The sequence below is a fragment of the Halorientalis marina genome, assembly GCF_023028345.1.
Classification (GTDB): domain Archaea; phylum Halobacteriota; class Halobacteria; order Halobacteriales; family Haloarculaceae; genus Halorientalis; species Halorientalis marina.
In genome coordinates, this window is the sequence record NZ_CP095488.1 from 391,911 (window position 1) to 408,805 (window position 16,895).

The window sequence follows — 16,895 nt, forward strand, 5'->3', positions numbered from 1 at the left end:
TTGTGCTGTAAAAGATGAAACAATCAATTTTTTATACAGGGTGTTAGTAAAGTGTTGTATGGTTCGACCAGAGACACTTCCTGAGACGGGAACAGTACAGAACTACGTCGGCGGGGACTGGCAGACGCCAAGCGGGAACGACGGTCAGGACATCATCAACCCAGCAACTTCGGAAAAGCTCGCTCACGTCGCATTCAGTTCGGCAGACGACATTGACAGAGCGGTCCGTACAGCTACCGAGGCGTTCGAGGAGTGGTCGGGTCGTCCGGTCGAAGAACGGATTCAGCCGCTCTTTGAGCTGAAACAGCTACTGGAGGCCCATCAGGACGAACTCGCCGAACTGCTCGTCCAGGAACACGGCAAAACGCGGGCCGAAGCGAAGGGGGAACTCCGGCGCGGTATCGAGAACGTCGAGGTGGCCTGCGGTATCCCGACGATGATGCAAAGCGGGACGTTGCTAAACGCAGCACCCGAGATAGACGAGAGTGCCGTCCGCAAGCCGCTAGGTGTCTTCGCCGCGGTCACGCCGTTCAATTTCCCGGCGATGATCCCGCTGTGGTTTCTCCCATACGCCGTCGCGACCGGCAACAGCTTCATTCTCAAACCGAGCGAGCAGGACCCGCTGGTTGCCCAGCGGATCTTCGAACTCATCGACCAGGCTGGATTCCCGGACGGTGTTCTCCAGCTCGTCAACGGCGGGGTCGACACGGTCAACACCCTGCTGGAACACGACGGTATTGAAGGGCTCTCCTTCGTAGGCAGTACGCCCGTGGCACGGGAGATTTACGAGACGTCGGCGGCGAACGGGAAGCGCGTCCAGGCCCAGGGCGGTGCGAAAAACCACATCGTCGTTACGGAGACGGCCGACCTGGACCACGCGGCGCAAAAAACCGTGGGCTCGGCCTTCGCCTGCGCTGGCGAGCGGTGTCTCGCAAACGACATCGCGGTGGTCGAGGAATCGGTTTACGACGAGTTCGTCGAGAAGGTCGTTTCGGAGATCGAGAGCCAGGTCGTGGGCTATGGCCTCCAAGAGGAGACGGACATCGGCGCGCTCATCACCCCCGAACACGAACAACGTGTTCGCAACTACATCGAGACTGGGATCAGTGAAGGGGCCGAGCTGTTGCTCGACGGCCGCGACGTAACCGTCGACGGGTACGAGGATGGAAACTTCCTCGGCCCGACGCTTTTCGGTGACGTGACGACCGACATGGTAATCGCTCAGGAGGAACTGTTCGGCCCAGTGCTCGGTCTGATGCGCGCTGGCGACATTGACGAAGCCATCGACGTACTCAACCGTAGCGACTTCGGGAACGCGGCGAGTCTGTTCACCGGTAGCGGTGCCGACGCCCGGAAGTTCCGCCACCAGACGGACATCGGTAACCTCGGTATCAATGCCGGGACGGCCGCACCAATGGCGTTTTTCCACTTCGGCGGACGGAAAGACTCGTTCTTCGGCGATCTCCACGCCCAAGGTGAGGACATGATCCACTTCTACACTGATAAGACGATCTACATCGAGCGCTGGCCGGACGCCTGACACCCGACCGGCTAGCCGGCGGTACGGACCAACGAAGCGAGCACTGCTCGAAAACTGCACGACACGCTGCGATTGCAACGATCTTCCCCGAAACCTCGCCAGACCACACCACAACGGAGACACAACATGCAACCCAGATACCCGACACCAGAACACGGAACGCGAATCGTCGTCTCGCCATCGAAAATCGCCCTCGGTACCGGAGCCGTCACAGAGGTCGGTGACTACGCCGACCTCTATGGGAACAAAGCGCTCGTCATCGCGACACAGCAGATATTTGATATCCACGGCCAGGAGATCCTCGAAACGCTCCGTGATAGCGGCATCGAGGCGGTTACCTACACAGATGTTCGACCCGATCCCACAATCACGAATATCGAAGAAGCATACGAGCTGTGGCGGACCGAGGACTGTGACGTTATCGTCACGCTGGGCGGGGGCTCGTCGATCGACACCGGCAAAGCGGTCGGGGTGTTGGCCACCAATCCCGGTTCCATCCGCGAGTTCGGCGTCGATAGAGCAGGATACGAGGGGGTTCCAAACCCGACTCCCCCGCTCGTCGCCGTCAACACCACCGCCGGGACAGGGAGCGAAGCGACCCGATCTATCGTCGTCACCGATGACGAGACTTCGACAAAGTTCCTCATCGTCTCCCAGAACGTCGTTCCCGACGTTGCGATCGAGGACCCTGAACTGACCCGGTCCCTGCCCCAGAGCCACACCGCGTTCACCGGAATCGACGCCCTCACCCACGCGATCGAGGCGTTCGTCTCGGTCAAATCATACGCCGTTCCGGACGATTATGCCCGCGCAGCCATCGAGAGAATCGCGGACTCGTTCCCAAAGGCCTGGGCGAACGGCGACGACATCGAGGCCCGGACGGAGATGATGATTGGCCAACTGCAGGCCGGACAGGCGTTCACGAACTCCTCCGTCGCGCTCGTCCACGGGATGGCCCGCCCGCTTGGCGCACAGCTTCACATCCCGCACGGACTCGCGAATGCGCTCATTCTCCCGTACGTGATGGAGTTTTCGGCGATGGCAGCCCCGGAAAAGTACGCCGAGATTGCCCGACTGCTTGACGCGGCTGACGAGACGACCCCCGACCGTGTCGCGGCGAAAAAAGCCAGTGAGGCTGTCCTCGAGTTGTGTACAAGCGTGAATCTCTCGTCGTATCTCGGCGAGTTCGGTGAGGTACCCGACCGCGAAACATACCTCGACATCGTTCCGAAAATGTCGAGTGATGCCATCGACTCCGGGTCCCCGGACAACAATCCTCGGAAACCGACAGAATCGGAGATAGAAGACGTGTTTATCAGAATATACGATGACGCGTTGGCACCGGATAGCCCCCGTCGAACCAGCGAAACAGTCTGATCCGTCGGCTTCCGGATCCGGCAAGAACTCGATGTTTCCAATTGAGAATAAAAACCATTGCTGAGTGGTGGCTGCTGCACTCACACTCTATATTCAGCAGGCCACTCTTGACAGCCGGTGAGCAGTTCAATTTGAGCGTGCTGAATAGAGTGCGCATATCCAACAGTCGGTCGGTGGGGTCAGTTACGCAGTTGGTTCTGTTCTGAGAGAGGTAGCGTTTAGATGTCCAGCGCCCGATGATCACACATGCACTGGCGGAGACGGCGTGACCTGGAAGGTGGAAAAGAATTGGGCGTCTGGTTGCTCCTCGACGACGGGACCGTCGAGAAAGAACTGTACGTCGAGTCTCACGAATACCGAGGCGGTGATTTCGACGTGTATACTGCGTCTCCCGACGGCGAGTGGGAGCACAACGGCACCTTCGACACGGCTGACGACGCTTTCGACGCGGCTCTCGCACAAATAGAGGAGGGTCAGTTCCCTCTCGAAGGTACCTGAACGGCTACTGCTTTTGCGCGGACTGCTCCTCACAGGCGGTGTATACACGCTCTATATTCAGCAGCTCTCTTCTGACAGATGCCGGCCAGATCATTTTTCAAACTGCCCCAACATGTTCGATAATTTTAATTTACTGTCAACATAATTGAGGATGGCTACACTGGACGATTTCTCGGGATTCGAGTTCGAGGTCGTAATGGAGTAGCGATTTCAGTAACAGACATCATGAATGGGGATGGCCCAACAGGTGTGAACACACTGGTCAGTCCTATCCACTCAATACGGCGGGCGCATTTATTGGTGCAGGCTGTGTACAATCCCCTGTATGCCTGAAGAAGTCCTGTTCAAATCAGAGAGCAACCAGAGTCGAGAAGAGATCGCATCGTACCTACGGAAAGTCGCGGATAATCTCGACAGCGGTGAGGCTATCAACCTGAAAGCGGGCTCCGAATCTGTCACGCTGAACCCCCCTGCCCGACCGACCTTCGAAGTCAAAGCCGAACGCGAAGGCCCGGCTGGCAACATGACTGAACGAAGTATCGAGTTCGAACTCGAATGGGACGAGAACGACGGTCAGGAGGGTGGCGGAAGTGGACAGTTAGAAATCGATTAGCTTCTGCGGTGCAGGGCGCTAAGCCCTCGTCCTCAACGAGCGACCGAGGGAGCGAGTAGGGAGGGGATACAGCGCCCGTCATCGTTTCGCTTTCACTGGACGGTACACGTTTACGACCGTTGCGGGTAACGAGAGTAATAAGATGCTCACCACACTTGCGACGATGTTCAAACGCGACAAAAAGCGTGCATCGTCGGCTGTGGCCGAGTGTCGATTCGGTAGGAGTGAGACACTCCAAACCTCCCGTCAAGGGAAAACGCCTGCGGAGTCCGGAACCGCTGTGCCCACGTCGGGTGCAAGTCCCGACGCAGAACCAGGAAGCCCCGCCCGCAACAAGCGAGGGGCGAGTAGCCCCGAGCGCGGGAGGGCGGGGTAGTTCACAATCTCTGGCGGCCGTTGAGGGCTGCTTTAGTCAACGGCAATTCTACTAATAGTAATTCGATTTAGAACGTCCACAGGATCATGCGACCTACCTCAGTTTGGGCCTGCGAATTGCAGATCTGCTACAGTCCTCGGTAATTGAGCCTCAGTTCTCAAATTCAGGATGGCCTTCGAGACGGAACGGATAGCCATCTCCGAACACCTCCCGAACAATGTTACTTCGAACTGATAGATCTCGCACTTCTCCGATATCAATATCCTCCATGTCAAGCAGCATGGCGACCATCAACTGGTTGGCGGTGAAGGGGTAACGCCCCTGGTCATCTTTCACCGGGCGGTCGTTCTCCACAGCGTACTTCACGTTCGACGCCATCCACATCGCGTTGTAGATGAACGCCATGCTGGCGATAAATTCTCGCTGGCTCCGGAGTTCGCTTGCCGACTTCGCGGTAAAATCGTGTTTCATCAGCCGATAGGATGTCTCCACCGCCCAGCGCTGCCGAGATCGTCGCCCGATCTCCAACCCGCCGAACTGCTCGGGATTGAGGTTGGTGTAGTAGATCTCCCAATTCCCCTGGTCCTCGGTTCCGGTGTCAGCCCTGGAGATACGTTTCTCCGACGGCATCGTGATGAGCCACGACTCGGCCTCGCTTTCCGGGACTTCCTCACCGATGCGGCCGTCGTATCCCGCTGCATTGTAGTCCAAGTCGTTGTAAATCGCCCCTTGCTTGAGTTCCCTCACGATAGAGGGCATACGCCCTCGCAGACGGGAAATGAAGTCGAGACTGTGATTTTCGAGACACTCGTGCAGTCCGCGACCGTAGAATCCCCCGTCCATACAGACGACATCGGGATCAACGTACTGATCGGCGTAGGTGAGCAGTTCGTCTATCTGGTGCTCGATGCTCCCGCGGCGCTGGATGCTCTACGCGGCCAGCGTCACGGGTATCTCGACGTTGGCGAGGCTCACGGACGCGATCAGGAACGCGTAGGCGCTCCCCGCCTTCTCATTCACACCCTCGGCGCCGATGGGCTGGTCTTCGTGCGGAATCTCATCCCGGTCGGGCGGCTCCCCGTTCTCGTTTTTTTGATTCGAGTGCCGACCGTACCACATGATATTCGTGAGGTCCACGGCGATATCGGTCGTCTCGGGCAGGTAGCCGTACTCGTCGATTACGGTAATGATCGACTCCAAGGCGGCGAGGTACATCTTCCGCAGTTTGAGCATGTCATACTCGCGGAGCTGGTTCCAGAGCGCTTTGAATCCGGGCACGTCTCGGTAGTAAAAGTACGAGAGAAACCGGAGTGATTCCTCGGCGTCGTTGGGGTGGATGTTGCACAGCCCGGCGATCTCCATCAGCTTGAACAACTGCCACTTGGGGTACGTGACCCGTGACTCGTCCCGGTCCAGCCGGAAATACTGGTACGCTCTCTTCCGCATCTCGCGCGAGATAAGCACGAGCGGCGGCTCTCCGCGCCCGTCGGCTGAGGATTCCGGCATTGTGACGACATCGTCGTTGTCCTCCAGTTCCTCTAGGACCTCCTGAACCTCGGTACGTACCTCACCGCCAGGTTGTTTCTCGACTTCCTCGCTGATGCGCTCGATGGTGTTTTCGGTGACGGTGTCGCTCAGGTCGAGATGTTCCGCAACGCCGTCCTTCTACTCCTCTTCGATGGCGTAGTCCTTCGAGGCGGTGAGGCACCGGTAGAGATAGAGGCGTGCGGCGTCCTCCCTGTCGATTTGTACCAGTTCTTCTCCAGCTTCCAGAACGGGAGGGTGTCGGTGACGAGGTCAAGCTCGCCAACGGCTTCGGCTGGATCGAAGCCCTGGTTCAGGTAGGCCTGAAGTTGGTCCGAGATGGATGCAATCGGCCACATCTTTGCGTGTAGCCGCTCGAAACCAAGCATCAGGAGTGCCTTCGAGTTATCAGGGAACTCTGCCGCCAGTTCGGGATTTGACGAAAAATCGAGATCGATAGATCCAAACTCCTGTGGAGGATTCGGCACGCTTCCGGGACGTCACTGCTGTATAGGTTATAAATTAGCAGGTGTCACCTATCATTCATCCCGACTTCACCCTCCGCACCGTAGTACTGCGATAGGCTCCGGTATTGGGCTTCTTCCTGGTCGTCGCTGGCATCGTACTCGTCGGCACAACCTATTCGTTAATGAGCGGTAATAGAGTTTTACGTCGGTTTGATAGATTCGGGTGCTTCCTGTTCCTGAGTACGTACAACCTCCTCGAACTCACGCATGAATTCATCGACGGTGTTTCCCATGATGACGACAGGCTCGCCCTCTGCAAGAAGATCGGTCAGCACAGTCTCGGCGTCGCTTCCTTTGTCGTGTCGGGTGACCGGCAGCTCGGTATTCTCAGCGAACGCACGCGTATTGGCCCCACCAACGTGGGCTTCATTGACGTGGCCTTGATCGTGGAGGAGGTCAACGTACTCTGCGAATGAGGCGGTTCGACCGCGCCGGTCTCGCCGGAGATAGACGAACGGCAGTATCTGTTCATCTTCCGAAACGAGTGCCTGACGGACCATCTCCGTACTCTCGACGTCGTTCACCTCTGCAGCATTGAACACACGACCGTTGGGAAGGTGCGTCCATTCTGGCTGAATTGCATCTAAAAACGCTTCGAGTTCGCCGTCGGGTAGAGGCGGTTCGTCGAGAAACGACAGGACCGCGTCAATCGCGTGCGCAGTCTCTGCCCCGATCATCCCCTCGTGTCGTTCTGGAATCTCGACCTGTTCGATGGTACCGCCCCGCCGTTCGATCTCCTCTCGCATATACTCGTGGAGAACAGGGTGTTTTTCCCCACTAATGACGTGTGTCCCGGCGGAGACCGACCGTGCGAATGATCGGGCGATATTGGTCCGCGTCTTGCCAAGCGTGTCGTTGTGATCCTGGCGGACGTTGGTGAGAATGACGATGTCCGGATCGATGAGTTGTTGATTAATGAGCCGGGTGGTGTACTCGGTGATGCCCTGATTTTCGAAGATGCCGATATCCTCGGCGGCATAGGCATCGAGTTCCGGAGCGAACTCCCCGATTACGCTGATGTTCTCGTACAGCGTCGTCCGAGGGCCGCGTCGGTCGATGGGGTGAACCTCGCCGTTGTGGATGAGTGTCGGGTGGTTCCCAGTGATCTTCGTCAGCGTATCGTAGCCCCGGCGATTGAACACGTCGTCGAGGCGGCGGGTCGTCGATGTCTTGCCACGGCTCCCCGCCACGGCGATGCGAGTGTCCAGTCGTCGGAGTGCCTTGCGGTGACGGAACCCTCGTGTTAACTCTTTAATGATACCGGTCAGGCTCGGCTTCCCGACCTCGATAGACCGCGGTTCGTTCCGCCACTCGTATTCGGCACCGACCATGAACATGGGGAGCGCACCCGCGGCCCGCTCTAGGAACCGCTCCAACGCATTTCTGGCATCGCTCTCGGTAGGGAACCGGTCTGCGCTGTTGGCGAGGGTGCGCTCGGGTGTCTGTAATTGCCACACCCAATTGTTCCGGTCTTCTGGAAGGTCGCCAGTAGGCGTCGGGTCTTCTCTGACGATCGTTTCCGGGTCGCTGATATCCTCGCTTTCGAACGCCTCTTCATCACCAGTGAGCGAGGCAACTCCTCCTCGGACCCGGTCTACAGCGTTCCGGGCCTCCCGTGACGTATCGTAGTGGTGTCCCCCGGTCGCTACCACGCGTTCTTGAACCCGAAGTCGCCACGACCAGCCGAACCCTCGCCCGTATATCTCGTATGCAGTCGTGCTCATGAGTTCCCACCCGAAAGAACGGATGCCGACAGTACTTCGGACTCGTCAGGCTTGTCAACGGCGTACCAGCGCCCGATCCCCAGGCCGACCAGCACTACGAACACGCCTAGCAGTATCACCGGCAGCGTGAGTTCCTTCGGGATGCCCTTCGGTTCCGGTGTGGCGAACAGTCGAGCCACGAGCACCGCTGGAACGAACACGACTGCTTGGAGAGGCAGCACCAGACGCCGCTCAAATGGCCCTGTCACGTGGGCGTTGTATGCTGTGATGCCCGCGAGGAAGGCAATGAAAAACGCAGACAGCCCACGACTAATCGGGAGCGAGAGCGTGAGTGGCACCGCCACGAGAAGTGCAAACGCGGTGGTGGTTCCGAGCAGTACCCGGCCATACCGCAGTGTTGCGGAGTTCACCGCCTGAACGAAGCCGAATGCAAGAACCACTAACACGAGATACATGGCGATCAGCCAGGCGTTTGTGAGGGCGTAGACTGCCAGCAGGACAGCCGTAATGACCCCCACCCGGACGCCAAATCTCCCCCGGATACGCTCGGATAACAGAAGACCGAGAACGAAGAGGCCAGCCACGACTTCCCTCGAAATGACGACTGTTTCTGCTGAAATATCAACAACTGCATTTTTGTACACCGCAACGTCGGCGGTTTCTGCGAACAACACCGGTGGCGTCACTGTCCCGAATCGGGCAGCTACCCCCGGTGTGACCAGTCCCCAACCGATGACGACCAGTCCTACAAACAGTCCTATCGTTGCGAGTAAATCGTTCCGGCGAAACTCCGGCTTGATGCTGTGGAAGTTGTAGGCCGCGAGACCGGGGAGAATACTGCCGATAAACACGATGAGATCTGCATCAAACCCGACCTGAATCAGCCCAAGAAGCGTTACCAACGGAACTGACGTGCCGATGACTAATGCGGCGACGAATTGGTCTCGACCGTAGATCAGGGTTCGCTGTCGAAGATACCAGAGACCGATGTACGCTGCGATAGTACTGAGGACGAACACCGGCATCATCAGGACGTTTTTGAGCGTGTACACTGCGAGGATCGGGACGGTGATCGTTCCACCGAGTCGGTAGCCAGTAAACTGTGTCGTCACTGCTACGCCAAGTAACCCTACGACGGCCAACAGCGTAGCAACCCACATTACAAAAAGAAAGGAGACTGATACCTAAAGTTCTACGCATATGAACGACTACTACTCGACACTCAGACTGCGTCGAGAACGACCTCAATTCGCCCCACGAGTTCGGCTTCCGAGAAGGGCTTGGCCACAAAATCGTCAGCACCGGCGTCGAGTGCTTGCACGATATCTTCCTCCCGGTTGCGGGACGTCAACATGACGACTGGCAGGTCCACGAGTGCGTCGTGATCCCGGATACGTTCGAGGACCGAAAGGCCATCAAGTTCGGGCATCATCACGTCTAAGACCACGAGATCTGGTGGATCGTTGGTCCGTGATTCGAGGTGCTCCCAACACTCAGCACCATCCGTGAACGCCACCACGTCCCATCCGTTGTCAGTCAGGTTGAATTCGACGACTTCCCGGGTCGTCTCATCGTCCTCCGCAATGACTATTTCGGCGGTCATGTGCGTCTCCTATCCACACGTTGTCGCGGCGACGCTTGGTTCCACGGGTCATTCGTTCCGTTCACCAGTTCGGATTTCGATGCGTGCTCCCTGGTCTGTGGCGGGTACTGAGAGGTCCCACCCGTGTGCTTCCACGACATCGATAACGCTCATGAGTCCGATTCCCATCTCCGACATCTCGTCCGTGTCTCTGAGTGCTTCGATCTCTGCCCGACTCTTCTCGGAAAATCCTGCCCCGTCGTCAGCGACGTAGAAGCCCTCCTCGTCAGCGAGGAGGCCGACCTCCACGGTAACGTCTTCGCCGCCGTGTTCGACACTGTTGCGAAAGAGATTACCGAACAGTTGCAACAGTCGTGTCTCGTCGGCCTGTATCTCACCGAGCGGGTCGTCTACGGACAGCGTCGCTTCAGGGGCGTCGGTATACGACCACGCTTCCTCGACGGCTGGTTGTAACGAAAGTGTGCGTATGTTGACTGCCTGGCGATCACCGCGTGCGATCATCAACAACTCGTCGATGAGTTCCTCCATCCGGTCCAGGGACTGTTCGACGCGCTCGAAATGCTGTGACTCGTTCGTTTTGCGAGCGATTTCGAGAAAGCCGATCGCCCCCGTCATTGGGTTTCGAAGGTCGTGTGCCACGACATCGGCAAACTCTTCGAGGCGGTCGTTCTGTCGCTGGAGTGCTTCACCACGCTCGGCCAGTTGTTCTTCGCGCTTGACTGCGGTCATTGCCTCCGTGACCAGTGCTTCAAGCAGTCGGAGGCTCTCGATATCGATCTCGTCGAACGCACGTGGCTCGGTCGCAGAACTCGTGATAATTCCATGATTCCCGCAGGGAACGTGGACCTCTGACCGCAATGGTGTCTCCGGATTGTACGCTCCTGGTTGTTCGGACAGGTCCTCGTAGTTCCGGATCTCACCACTGTCGAAACTCTGCCACAAGAGTGCGTCACCTCGCTCGAACGTCGGAGCCTCCCCGACGATCCGTACTGCCTCGTCGGTTTCAGCCACCGGGCGTAACATGTCGTCACTGGCGTCGTACTCCCAAAACGCGCTCACCGGGAGATCGAACAGGTCCACAATCATCTCGATCGTGATGGTTGCGATATCCGTCGTCGTTTCAGCCGCCAGCAACTGCTGTGATATTTGATGCAGACCTTCCAAGCGTTCTTCGAACCGTTGCCGTTCGAGTTCGTACCCGGCCCACTGTCCAAGTAGCTTGATCACCTCCCGTTCGCCGGCGTTAAATTCCCGGTCACGGTCGTGTGGGGCCGCAAAGCAGAACGTCCCATAGAGGTTCTCTCCGACCATGACCTTCGTTCCGATATAACAGCCCAAGTCGAACAGTTCGTACGCCGGGTCGTCTTCGCCTAACTCCGCTTGTGCGTCCTGCATACCGACCAGGTCGTCGCTTTGGATGGTTTTTCGACAGTACGACTGCTCCAGCGGTGCGGTTTCGTCTGGCTGGAGCAGTGTATGATCGCCAACAGCGTGTACAATCTCTTGTGTGTCTTCCTTTATTCTCGACAGGAACCCAAACGGCAGATTCAGGTACTCACACCCGATGGAGAGGATACGCTCGGCTTTTTGTTCGAACGTGAGAGCGTTCTCTGCACCAACTTGATACAGTTTTGCCAGCACCTCCTGTTTTTGTTCTGCCGCTCGGGCCCTTCGTTCGCGCTCTGTCACATCCCGGACCACGCCGACGATATCGTCAGTGCCGTCGTCCCGGATATGTTTCGAGACGCGAACGTCTACCAGCTGTTCGGTTTCCTGATCAATTTCGAAGGTCAGAATTTCATCCTGAGTTTCTCCACCGGCAATGGAATTGATGGTTGTAACGAATCGATCAAACTCGGCAGATTCAACCAGTCCTGATTCAACCAGCGTGTCGAACGTGTTACCAACCAGTTCGTTCCGCTCACGTCCAGTCAATGAGCAAAGCGAGTCGTTGACGTACGTGATAGTCCCGTCCAGATTGACGACGAAAACGCCGTCTCGAACAGCTTCGATGATAGATCTATAGCGGCTGGTACTCTCTCCGTTATCCCCCAATGCATCGTTATGGGGGCCTGTGTCCATGGATGAACTTCCTACTAATTCATGATAGATGTTTTCATCGACGGATCATACGTCGTGAAGAGGGATACCCGCAGTGGAGACCTAGCATCACAGAATTGGCTACGAGTTGCGAGAGAGCATCTGTAACAATGTTCAGGATCATGAGGGGGCAGGTAGAACTCCGACTAAGTTACGCGTTATAGACTAGTCGATATGAATCCCGGAATTACGAATCTGAATTTGAGAATCGAGTCTCAATTACCGAGGGCTGACTAGTACTCAAGAGGATAGCTTGTTAACAATGGAATCCAGACGAGCGGCGTTCAAATTGCGCCCGTTCTTTGGGTTGCGTATCGGCCTCGTAGTGGCACAGACTTGATCGAGAGGAATCTCTCTGGAGAACAGTCTACGGTCTACGTCGGTATCTCGTACCGGCAGAAGTTCCTCGCGCCACAGGCTGGGCACTCGTCGGTTCCTGGCGACACGTTAGTTCCGCAGTGGCGGCACTCTACCACCACTTCTGGTCCGTCACTGGACAGGAGACGAGAATACAACGCCCATATCTCGTACCGCGGATGTCGATTTAGTATGAGTCAAGATCGCTCAGTACAGAGATGTGCAGCAACTCACCAGTTGCTTCGAGTCTCCTGTAATGGATCAACTGCTACGGGTGGTAACGGTATTGTGCTATTGTCACTCATTGTCGGGCAGGACGGAGAGGCCAAAGTATCGATTCAGGGCGACCCGATGCGAGACAACGCCTCTAGTGACATTGTCCCTTCTCAATCGAACTGATACTCATTTTTGAATCTTTATCAGAACGACACGCGAATGGAAAGTCAACGATGAACGAGGTTCCGTACGAATCAATCGTCAAAGAGAGCAACGACGGTATCCTCGTTGCTCGGGACGGTGAAATTATTTACGCCAACGAGCGACTCCAGGAACTGACAGGATACGGGGAAGCGACGCTCTTGGGCGCACCGAAGACGATGCTCGTTACAGACGACGACGCAGCGCGCGTCGAGCAGTATCACGGTGCTCGGACGAGCGGGGAAGACGCCCCGGATCAGTACGAGGTCACTTTCGAGACCAAGTCGGGTGACTGGATTCCGATCGAGTTCTCGGTGAATCAGATATCTCATGATGGGGAACCGGCAGTCGTCGCCTTCTGTCGCGACATCACCGAACAGAAGGAACGAGAAACGACCCTGGACGACCTCAAGCGGGAGTACGAATCGGTCTTCGATCACGTGCAGGACGCACTCTTTTTGCTCGATGTCGACGACGACGGGACCGTTCGCTTCCAGCAGTTCAACGACCGCGAGGAGGCGTTTACTGGCAAGTCCACCAGGGAAGTCCGCGGGAAGACGCCGACCGAGGCATTCGGCGACGAACTCGGGTCGGAACTAGCGGCCAATTATAGAGAGTGTATCGAACGCCAGGAGACACTTGTCTACGAGGAGGAACTCGACCTCAACGACGAGACGACTATCTGGCAGACCAAACTGACCCCGGTTGTCGTCGACGGGACAGTTGAGCGCATCGTCGGGTCGGGACGAGAGATTACCGAACTCAGACACAGAGAACGGGAACTCGAACAGGCCAGAACGCGACTACAAGCGTTGTTCGACGAGGCACCGGACTCCATCACCATCCACGACGCAGACGGCAACATCCTCGATGTCAACGAGCAGACAGTCGACGAGCTCGGATACACCCGCGACGAACTGCTCGACTTGAATGTGACGGACTTCGCGGTAGAACTCGACACCGCGACGGCACAGAACACATGGGCAGAGATCGACAGCGATGAGACGCTCAAAGTAGAAGGGCGGCACCAGCGCAGGGATGGCTCGACGTTCCCAGTCGAAGTCTGGGTGTCGAAAATCGAAGTGCTGGACGAGCCACAGTATCTCGCGCTCGGGCGGGACATCACCGAACGGAAAGAGCGTGAACAGCAGATACAGGAACTTAGCGAACGGCTGGAACTCGCAGTCGAGGGTGCCGGACTGGGCGTGTGGGACTGGAACGTCAAAACCGACGAGGTGGAGTTCAACGACCAGTGGGCCGAGATGCTAGGGTACGACCTCGCAAATATCGACGGCCACCTCGACACCTGGGAGAAGCGGGTCCACCCCGATGATCTCCCTGAAGTAAGGGCCACACTGGAGAGGCACCTGACCGGAGAGACCGAGTACTACGACAGCGAACACCGGATGAAGACATCCGACGGGGGCTGGATGTGGATTCGTGACATCGGGGAGGTCGTCGAGCGCGACGACGATGGCGACCCGGTCCGCGCCGTCGGCATCCACCTCGATATCAACGAGCGCAAAGAATACGAGGAAGCCCTCGAAGCGGCTCGTAATAAACTCAGACGGATAATCGATCTCGTGCCGGACCTGATATTCGTCAAGAACAGAGAGGGGGAATACCTGCTGGCCAACGAGACGACGGCCGAGTTCTACGGGATGTCACCCGAAGACGTAGAAGGACGCCACGAGTCAGAGGTTATTCCGTCGGTCGACGACTCCAAGCAGTTCCGACAGGACGACCTCGAAGTAATCGAGTCTGGTGAAACCAAGTTCATTCCCGAAGAGGAACTGAGGACGGCCGACGGCGAGACACGCATTCTCCAGACGAGGAAGATTCCCTATCAGGTCCCCGAGAGTGGAGAAGACGCAGTTCTGGGATACGCTCGCGATGTGACAGACCTCACGGAGTACCAGAACAAACTCGAGAGTCAGCGGGACGACCTCGAAATCCTCAATCAGGTCGTGCGCCACGACATCCGCAACAGCCTCCAACTCGTATTGGCCTACGCCGAAACGTTGACCACCTACGTCGACGGCGACGGCGAAGAGTACGTCGCCCAAGTGCTCGATGCGACGCGTGACGCTATCGACATCACCACGACGGCACGGGACGTGACGAGAGTGATGCTCCAGTCAGATGTCGACCTGAAACCGGTTCGAATCCGGCCGGCACTCGAACGTGAGGTAGACGACGTTCGGTCGAACTACGAGGAGGCGCTGGTTCGCATCGACGGGACGATTCCGGCCATCGAAGTGCTGGGTGACGGGATGCTGAAGTCGGTGTTCCGGAACCTAATGAAAAACGCTATCCAGCACAACGACAAGGAGGTTCCCGAAGTGAGCGTCTCCGTGACACAGGAAGACGACATCGCTGCTGTACGTATCGCCGACAACGGGCCGGGTATCTCTGACGAGCGCAAAGAGAAAATCTTCCAGCGGGGAGAGATGGGACTCGACAGCGAAGGCACTGGCCTTGGACTGTACCTCGTCGAGACGCTGGTTGACCGCTACGGCGGCAGCGTTTACGCCGAGGACAACGACCCGACGGGCGCGGTATTCGTCGTGGAACTCCCGTTGTCCGCCTGAACGAACACTCCCGGCGTGTGTCTGGATACTCTGGGTCGCCCACTGGCGAAATCTCTCTTCCAGGTCTTTGCCAGGGACGTTCGTGCAAAGTGGACACTCTGCATGCAGCAGGGTATTCCTTTCAGGATTGTGGTCAATCTACTGTCCTTCGTGAAGTAGCGAAGAACCCCGCTGTCGACCACCTCTTGCAACCGAATAGTGCGTGTCCAGTATGTCCATTCGATAGTCACTTGAATGGAGGGCCTTTCGCTCACATTCGTCTCTCATCCTCGCTTTTCCGGCCAGCCCACGCCCACCACCCCACCCTCCGCTCCCGGCCGCCCTGCGGGAGGCCGGCAGGCACGACCTACTGACATTTAAAAACGAAGCCGGGACCAGTCAGACCCATGACAGCACTAAGAGATCTCGAACAGGGCGATATGGCGGCGTTCACGTTCATCACCGGTCCTGATGGCTCGCTCGCACTCGAAACGGCGGCCGACGACTGTACCGTGCTGGTCAGATCTGACGTACACGGCCTTCCGGAGGCGACGCCGGTCAGCGTCACGGCGCGCGTCGAGAAGGTGATCCGGGCCGACGTTGCAGTCGACTATCTGGTACTCGACGTCCGGGAGGTTCGCGACCACGAACCCGAACAACCGGGCACCGAGGAGACGGCGACGGAAGACCAGCCCAGGACACTCGATTCCATCGCAGCGTATCTCGTGGGTGAAGTTCGCGTGCGACGCCGAGAACGGAACGAACGACCGGCCGTAGTCACCGACGCTGCTGGCGAGCGGGACCGAGCGGACGCGACTACGAGTTCGGAGCGGGAGAGAGCGATCAGAACGGGCGGTCGGGACTCGACATGAGGAGTGGTGACGATCAATCGAATTATTCCCGGAGCTGATCGAACGACCGCTCGATCTCAGCCAGGATATCGGACTCGAACTCCTCGGCACTGACTCCAGCAGTCGAGGATGTGTCACTCTCTTCCGAGTGGGTGTCCGTGCCAGTCTCTACTTCCGCGAGAATGGCTCGGAGAGTCGACGCCCGCGGATTGACGTTGTCGTTCTCGATCCGGGCAATGAGCGGCTGCGAGACATCCGCCCGCTCTGCGAGCTCCGCCTGGGTAAGTCCGGTTGCCGTTCGGGCGTCTTTGAGCGCCTCCGGAACGGCTACTTCGAGCTCCGCCGCTTCGAGATGCTGCTCAGCGTCGTTGATCGCCTGTGCGATCCGGTGGAGTGTCGGCAGTCGCGGGTCAACGTCCTCGTTTTCGATGCGAGACAACAGGGGCTGGGAAACGTCCGCACGGTCTGCGAGTTCGCCTTGGGTTAGCCCGCGTGCCGTCCGTGCTTCACGGAGGTCGTCGCCAGTTGGGACATACATCGCTCGGCGTCTGGTAGATCGTGGGTGGGCTGGTAAAAGAAACGGTCGACTGATCCGAGTGCTCGATACAGGAGTATGGATACACCCAACCCATTCACTCACTCCAGTCTGGGATGTGAGTGGACTGCACGGTCGAGTACTGCTGGCGGTACCGGCTTGTATTCCCGATTCCAGCGGTTCCGAAACGGGGATGCGGGAGAACTAGCGGATGCGTGTACCGCACTGCCGGAGATGGGGAAACGGTCGCGTCGTTTCCGCCCGGTAGCTCGACAGTATGTAT

Annotated in this window: 15 protein-coding genes; 6 read left to right on the forward strand and 9 right to left on the reverse strand. The window is 57.6% G+C overall.

Annotated features, from left to right (window positions below; translation table 11 throughout):
• Positions 1-58: 58 nt before the first annotated feature.
• The 4 genes from MUG96_RS20905 to MUG96_RS20920 all read left to right on the forward strand — a co-directional run bounded on the left by MUG96_RS20905 (position 59) and on the right by MUG96_RS20920 (position 4,028).
• Positions 59-1,540 (forward strand): CoA-acylating methylmalonate-semialdehyde dehydrogenase, encoded by a 1,482-nt coding sequence (locus MUG96_RS20905; RefSeq protein ID WP_246989109.1) that lies wholly within the window; start codon positions 59-61, stop codon positions 1,538-1,540.
• Between the two features lie 126 nt (positions 1,541-1,666).
• Positions 1,667-2,917 (forward strand): iron-containing alcohol dehydrogenase, encoded by a 1,251-nt coding sequence (locus MUG96_RS20910; protein WP_246989111.1) that lies wholly within the window; start codon positions 1,667-1,669, stop codon positions 2,915-2,917.
• A gap of 246 nt (positions 2,918-3,163) precedes the next feature.
• On the forward strand, positions 3,164-3,415 hold the full coding sequence (locus MUG96_RS20915; RefSeq protein WP_246989113.1) for a hypothetical protein: 252 nt from the start codon (positions 3,164-3,166) through the stop codon (positions 3,413-3,415).
• A 325-nt stretch (positions 3,416-3,740) separates the two neighbouring features.
• Positions 3,741-4,028, forward strand: coding sequence for an amphi-Trp domain-containing protein (locus MUG96_RS20920; RefSeq protein WP_246989115.1), 288 nt, complete (start codon positions 3,741-3,743; stop codon positions 4,026-4,028).
• Between the two features lie 526 nt (positions 4,029-4,554).
• Here MUG96_RS20920 and MUG96_RS20925 read toward each other — a convergent pair.
• From MUG96_RS20925 to MUG96_RS24325, 8 genes are all read right to left on the reverse strand, one after another.
• Positions 4,555-5,331 (reverse strand): transposase, encoded by a 777-nt coding sequence (locus MUG96_RS20925; RefSeq protein WP_308220125.1) that lies wholly within the window; start codon positions 5,329-5,331, stop codon positions 4,555-4,557.
• A gap of 3 nt (positions 5,332-5,334) precedes the next feature.
• A complete protein-coding gene (locus MUG96_RS20930; protein WP_246989118.1) occupies positions 5,335-5,910 on the reverse strand; it encodes a hypothetical protein in 576 nt (191 codons plus the stop codon).
• A 128-nt stretch (positions 5,911-6,038) separates the two neighbouring features.
• Positions 6,039-6,416: a hypothetical protein gene (locus MUG96_RS20935; protein ID WP_246989120.1), complete on the reverse strand. Its 378-nt coding sequence runs from the start codon at positions 6,414-6,416 to the stop codon at positions 6,039-6,041.
• A gap of 179 nt (positions 6,417-6,595) precedes the next feature.
• Positions 6,596-8,107, reverse strand: a complete 1,512-nt coding sequence (locus MUG96_RS20940; RefSeq protein WP_246989122.1) for a Mur ligase family protein — start codon at positions 8,105-8,107, stop codon at positions 6,596-6,598.
• A gap of 68 nt (positions 8,108-8,175) precedes the next feature.
• Positions 8,176-9,339, reverse strand: a complete 1,164-nt coding sequence (locus MUG96_RS20945; protein ID WP_246989126.1) for a poly-gamma-glutamate biosynthesis protein PgsC/CapC — start codon at positions 9,337-9,339, stop codon at positions 8,176-8,178.
• 62 nt (positions 9,340-9,401) lie between these two features.
• Positions 9,402-9,782 (reverse strand): response regulator transcription factor, encoded by a 381-nt coding sequence (locus tag MUG96_RS20950; RefSeq protein ID WP_246989128.1) that lies wholly within the window; start codon positions 9,780-9,782, stop codon positions 9,402-9,404.
• 48 nt (positions 9,783-9,830) lie between these two features.
• Positions 9,831-11,864, reverse strand: a complete 2,034-nt coding sequence (locus MUG96_RS20955) for a GAF domain-containing protein (RefSeq protein WP_246989130.1) — start codon at positions 11,862-11,864, stop codon at positions 9,831-9,833.
• A 392-nt stretch (positions 11,865-12,256) separates the two neighbouring features.
• Complete coding sequence (locus MUG96_RS24325; protein WP_373222129.1) at positions 12,257-12,361, reverse strand: zinc-ribbon domain-containing protein; 105 nt, start codon at positions 12,359-12,361, stop codon at positions 12,257-12,259.
• Positions 12,362-12,688: 327 nt separating this feature from the next.
• Here MUG96_RS24325 and MUG96_RS20960 point away from each other — a divergent pair, with 327 nt between their 5' ends.
• Positions 12,689-15,247, forward strand: a complete 2,559-nt coding sequence (locus MUG96_RS20960; RefSeq protein ID WP_246989132.1) for a PAS domain S-box protein — start codon at positions 12,689-12,691, stop codon at positions 15,245-15,247.
• Positions 15,248-15,633: 386 nt separating this feature from the next.
• Positions 15,634-16,098 carry a hypothetical protein gene (locus MUG96_RS20965; protein WP_246989134.1) on the forward strand — a complete coding sequence of 155 codons (465 nt, stop codon included), beginning with the start codon at positions 15,634-15,636 and terminating at the stop codon, positions 16,096-16,098.
• A 22-nt stretch (positions 16,099-16,120) separates the two neighbouring features.
• On the opposite strand, the gene MUG96_RS24435 is transcribed toward MUG96_RS20965, so the two are convergent.
• A complete protein-coding gene (locus tag MUG96_RS24435; protein WP_246989136.1) occupies positions 16,121-16,615 on the reverse strand; it encodes a helix-turn-helix domain-containing protein in 495 nt (164 codons plus the stop codon).
• Positions 16,616-16,895: the final 280 nt, after the last annotated feature.

Excerpts from the sequence above, each read along its gene's own strand:
- MUG96_RS20965 (WP_246989134.1), top strand. The coding sequence starts at position 15,634 with ATGACAGCACTAAGAGATCTCGAACAGGGCGATATGGCGGCGTTCACG.
- MUG96_RS20955 (WP_246989130.1), bottom strand. The coding sequence starts at position 11,864 with ATGGACACAGGCCCCCATAACGATGCATTGGGGGATAACGGAGAGAGT.
- MUG96_RS20945 (WP_246989126.1), bottom strand. The coding sequence starts at position 9,339 with ATGTGGGTTGCTACGCTGTTGGCCGTCGTAGGGTTACTTGGCGTAGCA.
- MUG96_RS20960 (WP_246989132.1), top strand. The coding sequence starts at position 12,689 with ATGAACGAGGTTCCGTACGAATCAATCGTCAAAGAGAGCAACGACGGT.
- MUG96_RS20905 (WP_246989109.1), top strand. The coding sequence starts at position 59 with ATGGTTCGACCAGAGACACTTCCTGAGACGGGAACAGTACAGAACTAC.
- MUG96_RS20950 (WP_246989128.1), bottom strand. The coding sequence starts at position 9,782 with ATGACCGCCGAAATAGTCATTGCGGAGGACGATGAGACGACCCGGGAA.
- MUG96_RS20930 (WP_246989118.1), bottom strand. The coding sequence starts at position 5,910 with ATGCCGGAATCCTCAGCCGACGGGCGCGGAGAGCCGCCGCTCGTGCTT.
- MUG96_RS20910 (WP_246989111.1), top strand. The coding sequence starts at position 1,667 with ATGCAACCCAGATACCCGACACCAGAACACGGAACGCGAATCGTCGTC.
- MUG96_RS24435 (WP_246989136.1), bottom strand. The coding sequence starts at position 16,615 with ATGTATGTCCCAACTGGCGACGACCTCCGTGAAGCACGGACGGCACGC.
- MUG96_RS20915 (WP_246989113.1), top strand. The coding sequence starts at position 3,164 with ATGCACTGGCGGAGACGGCGTGACCTGGAAGGTGGAAAAGAATTGGGC.
- MUG96_RS20920 (WP_246989115.1), top strand. The coding sequence starts at position 3,741 with ATGCCTGAAGAAGTCCTGTTCAAATCAGAGAGCAACCAGAGTCGAGAA.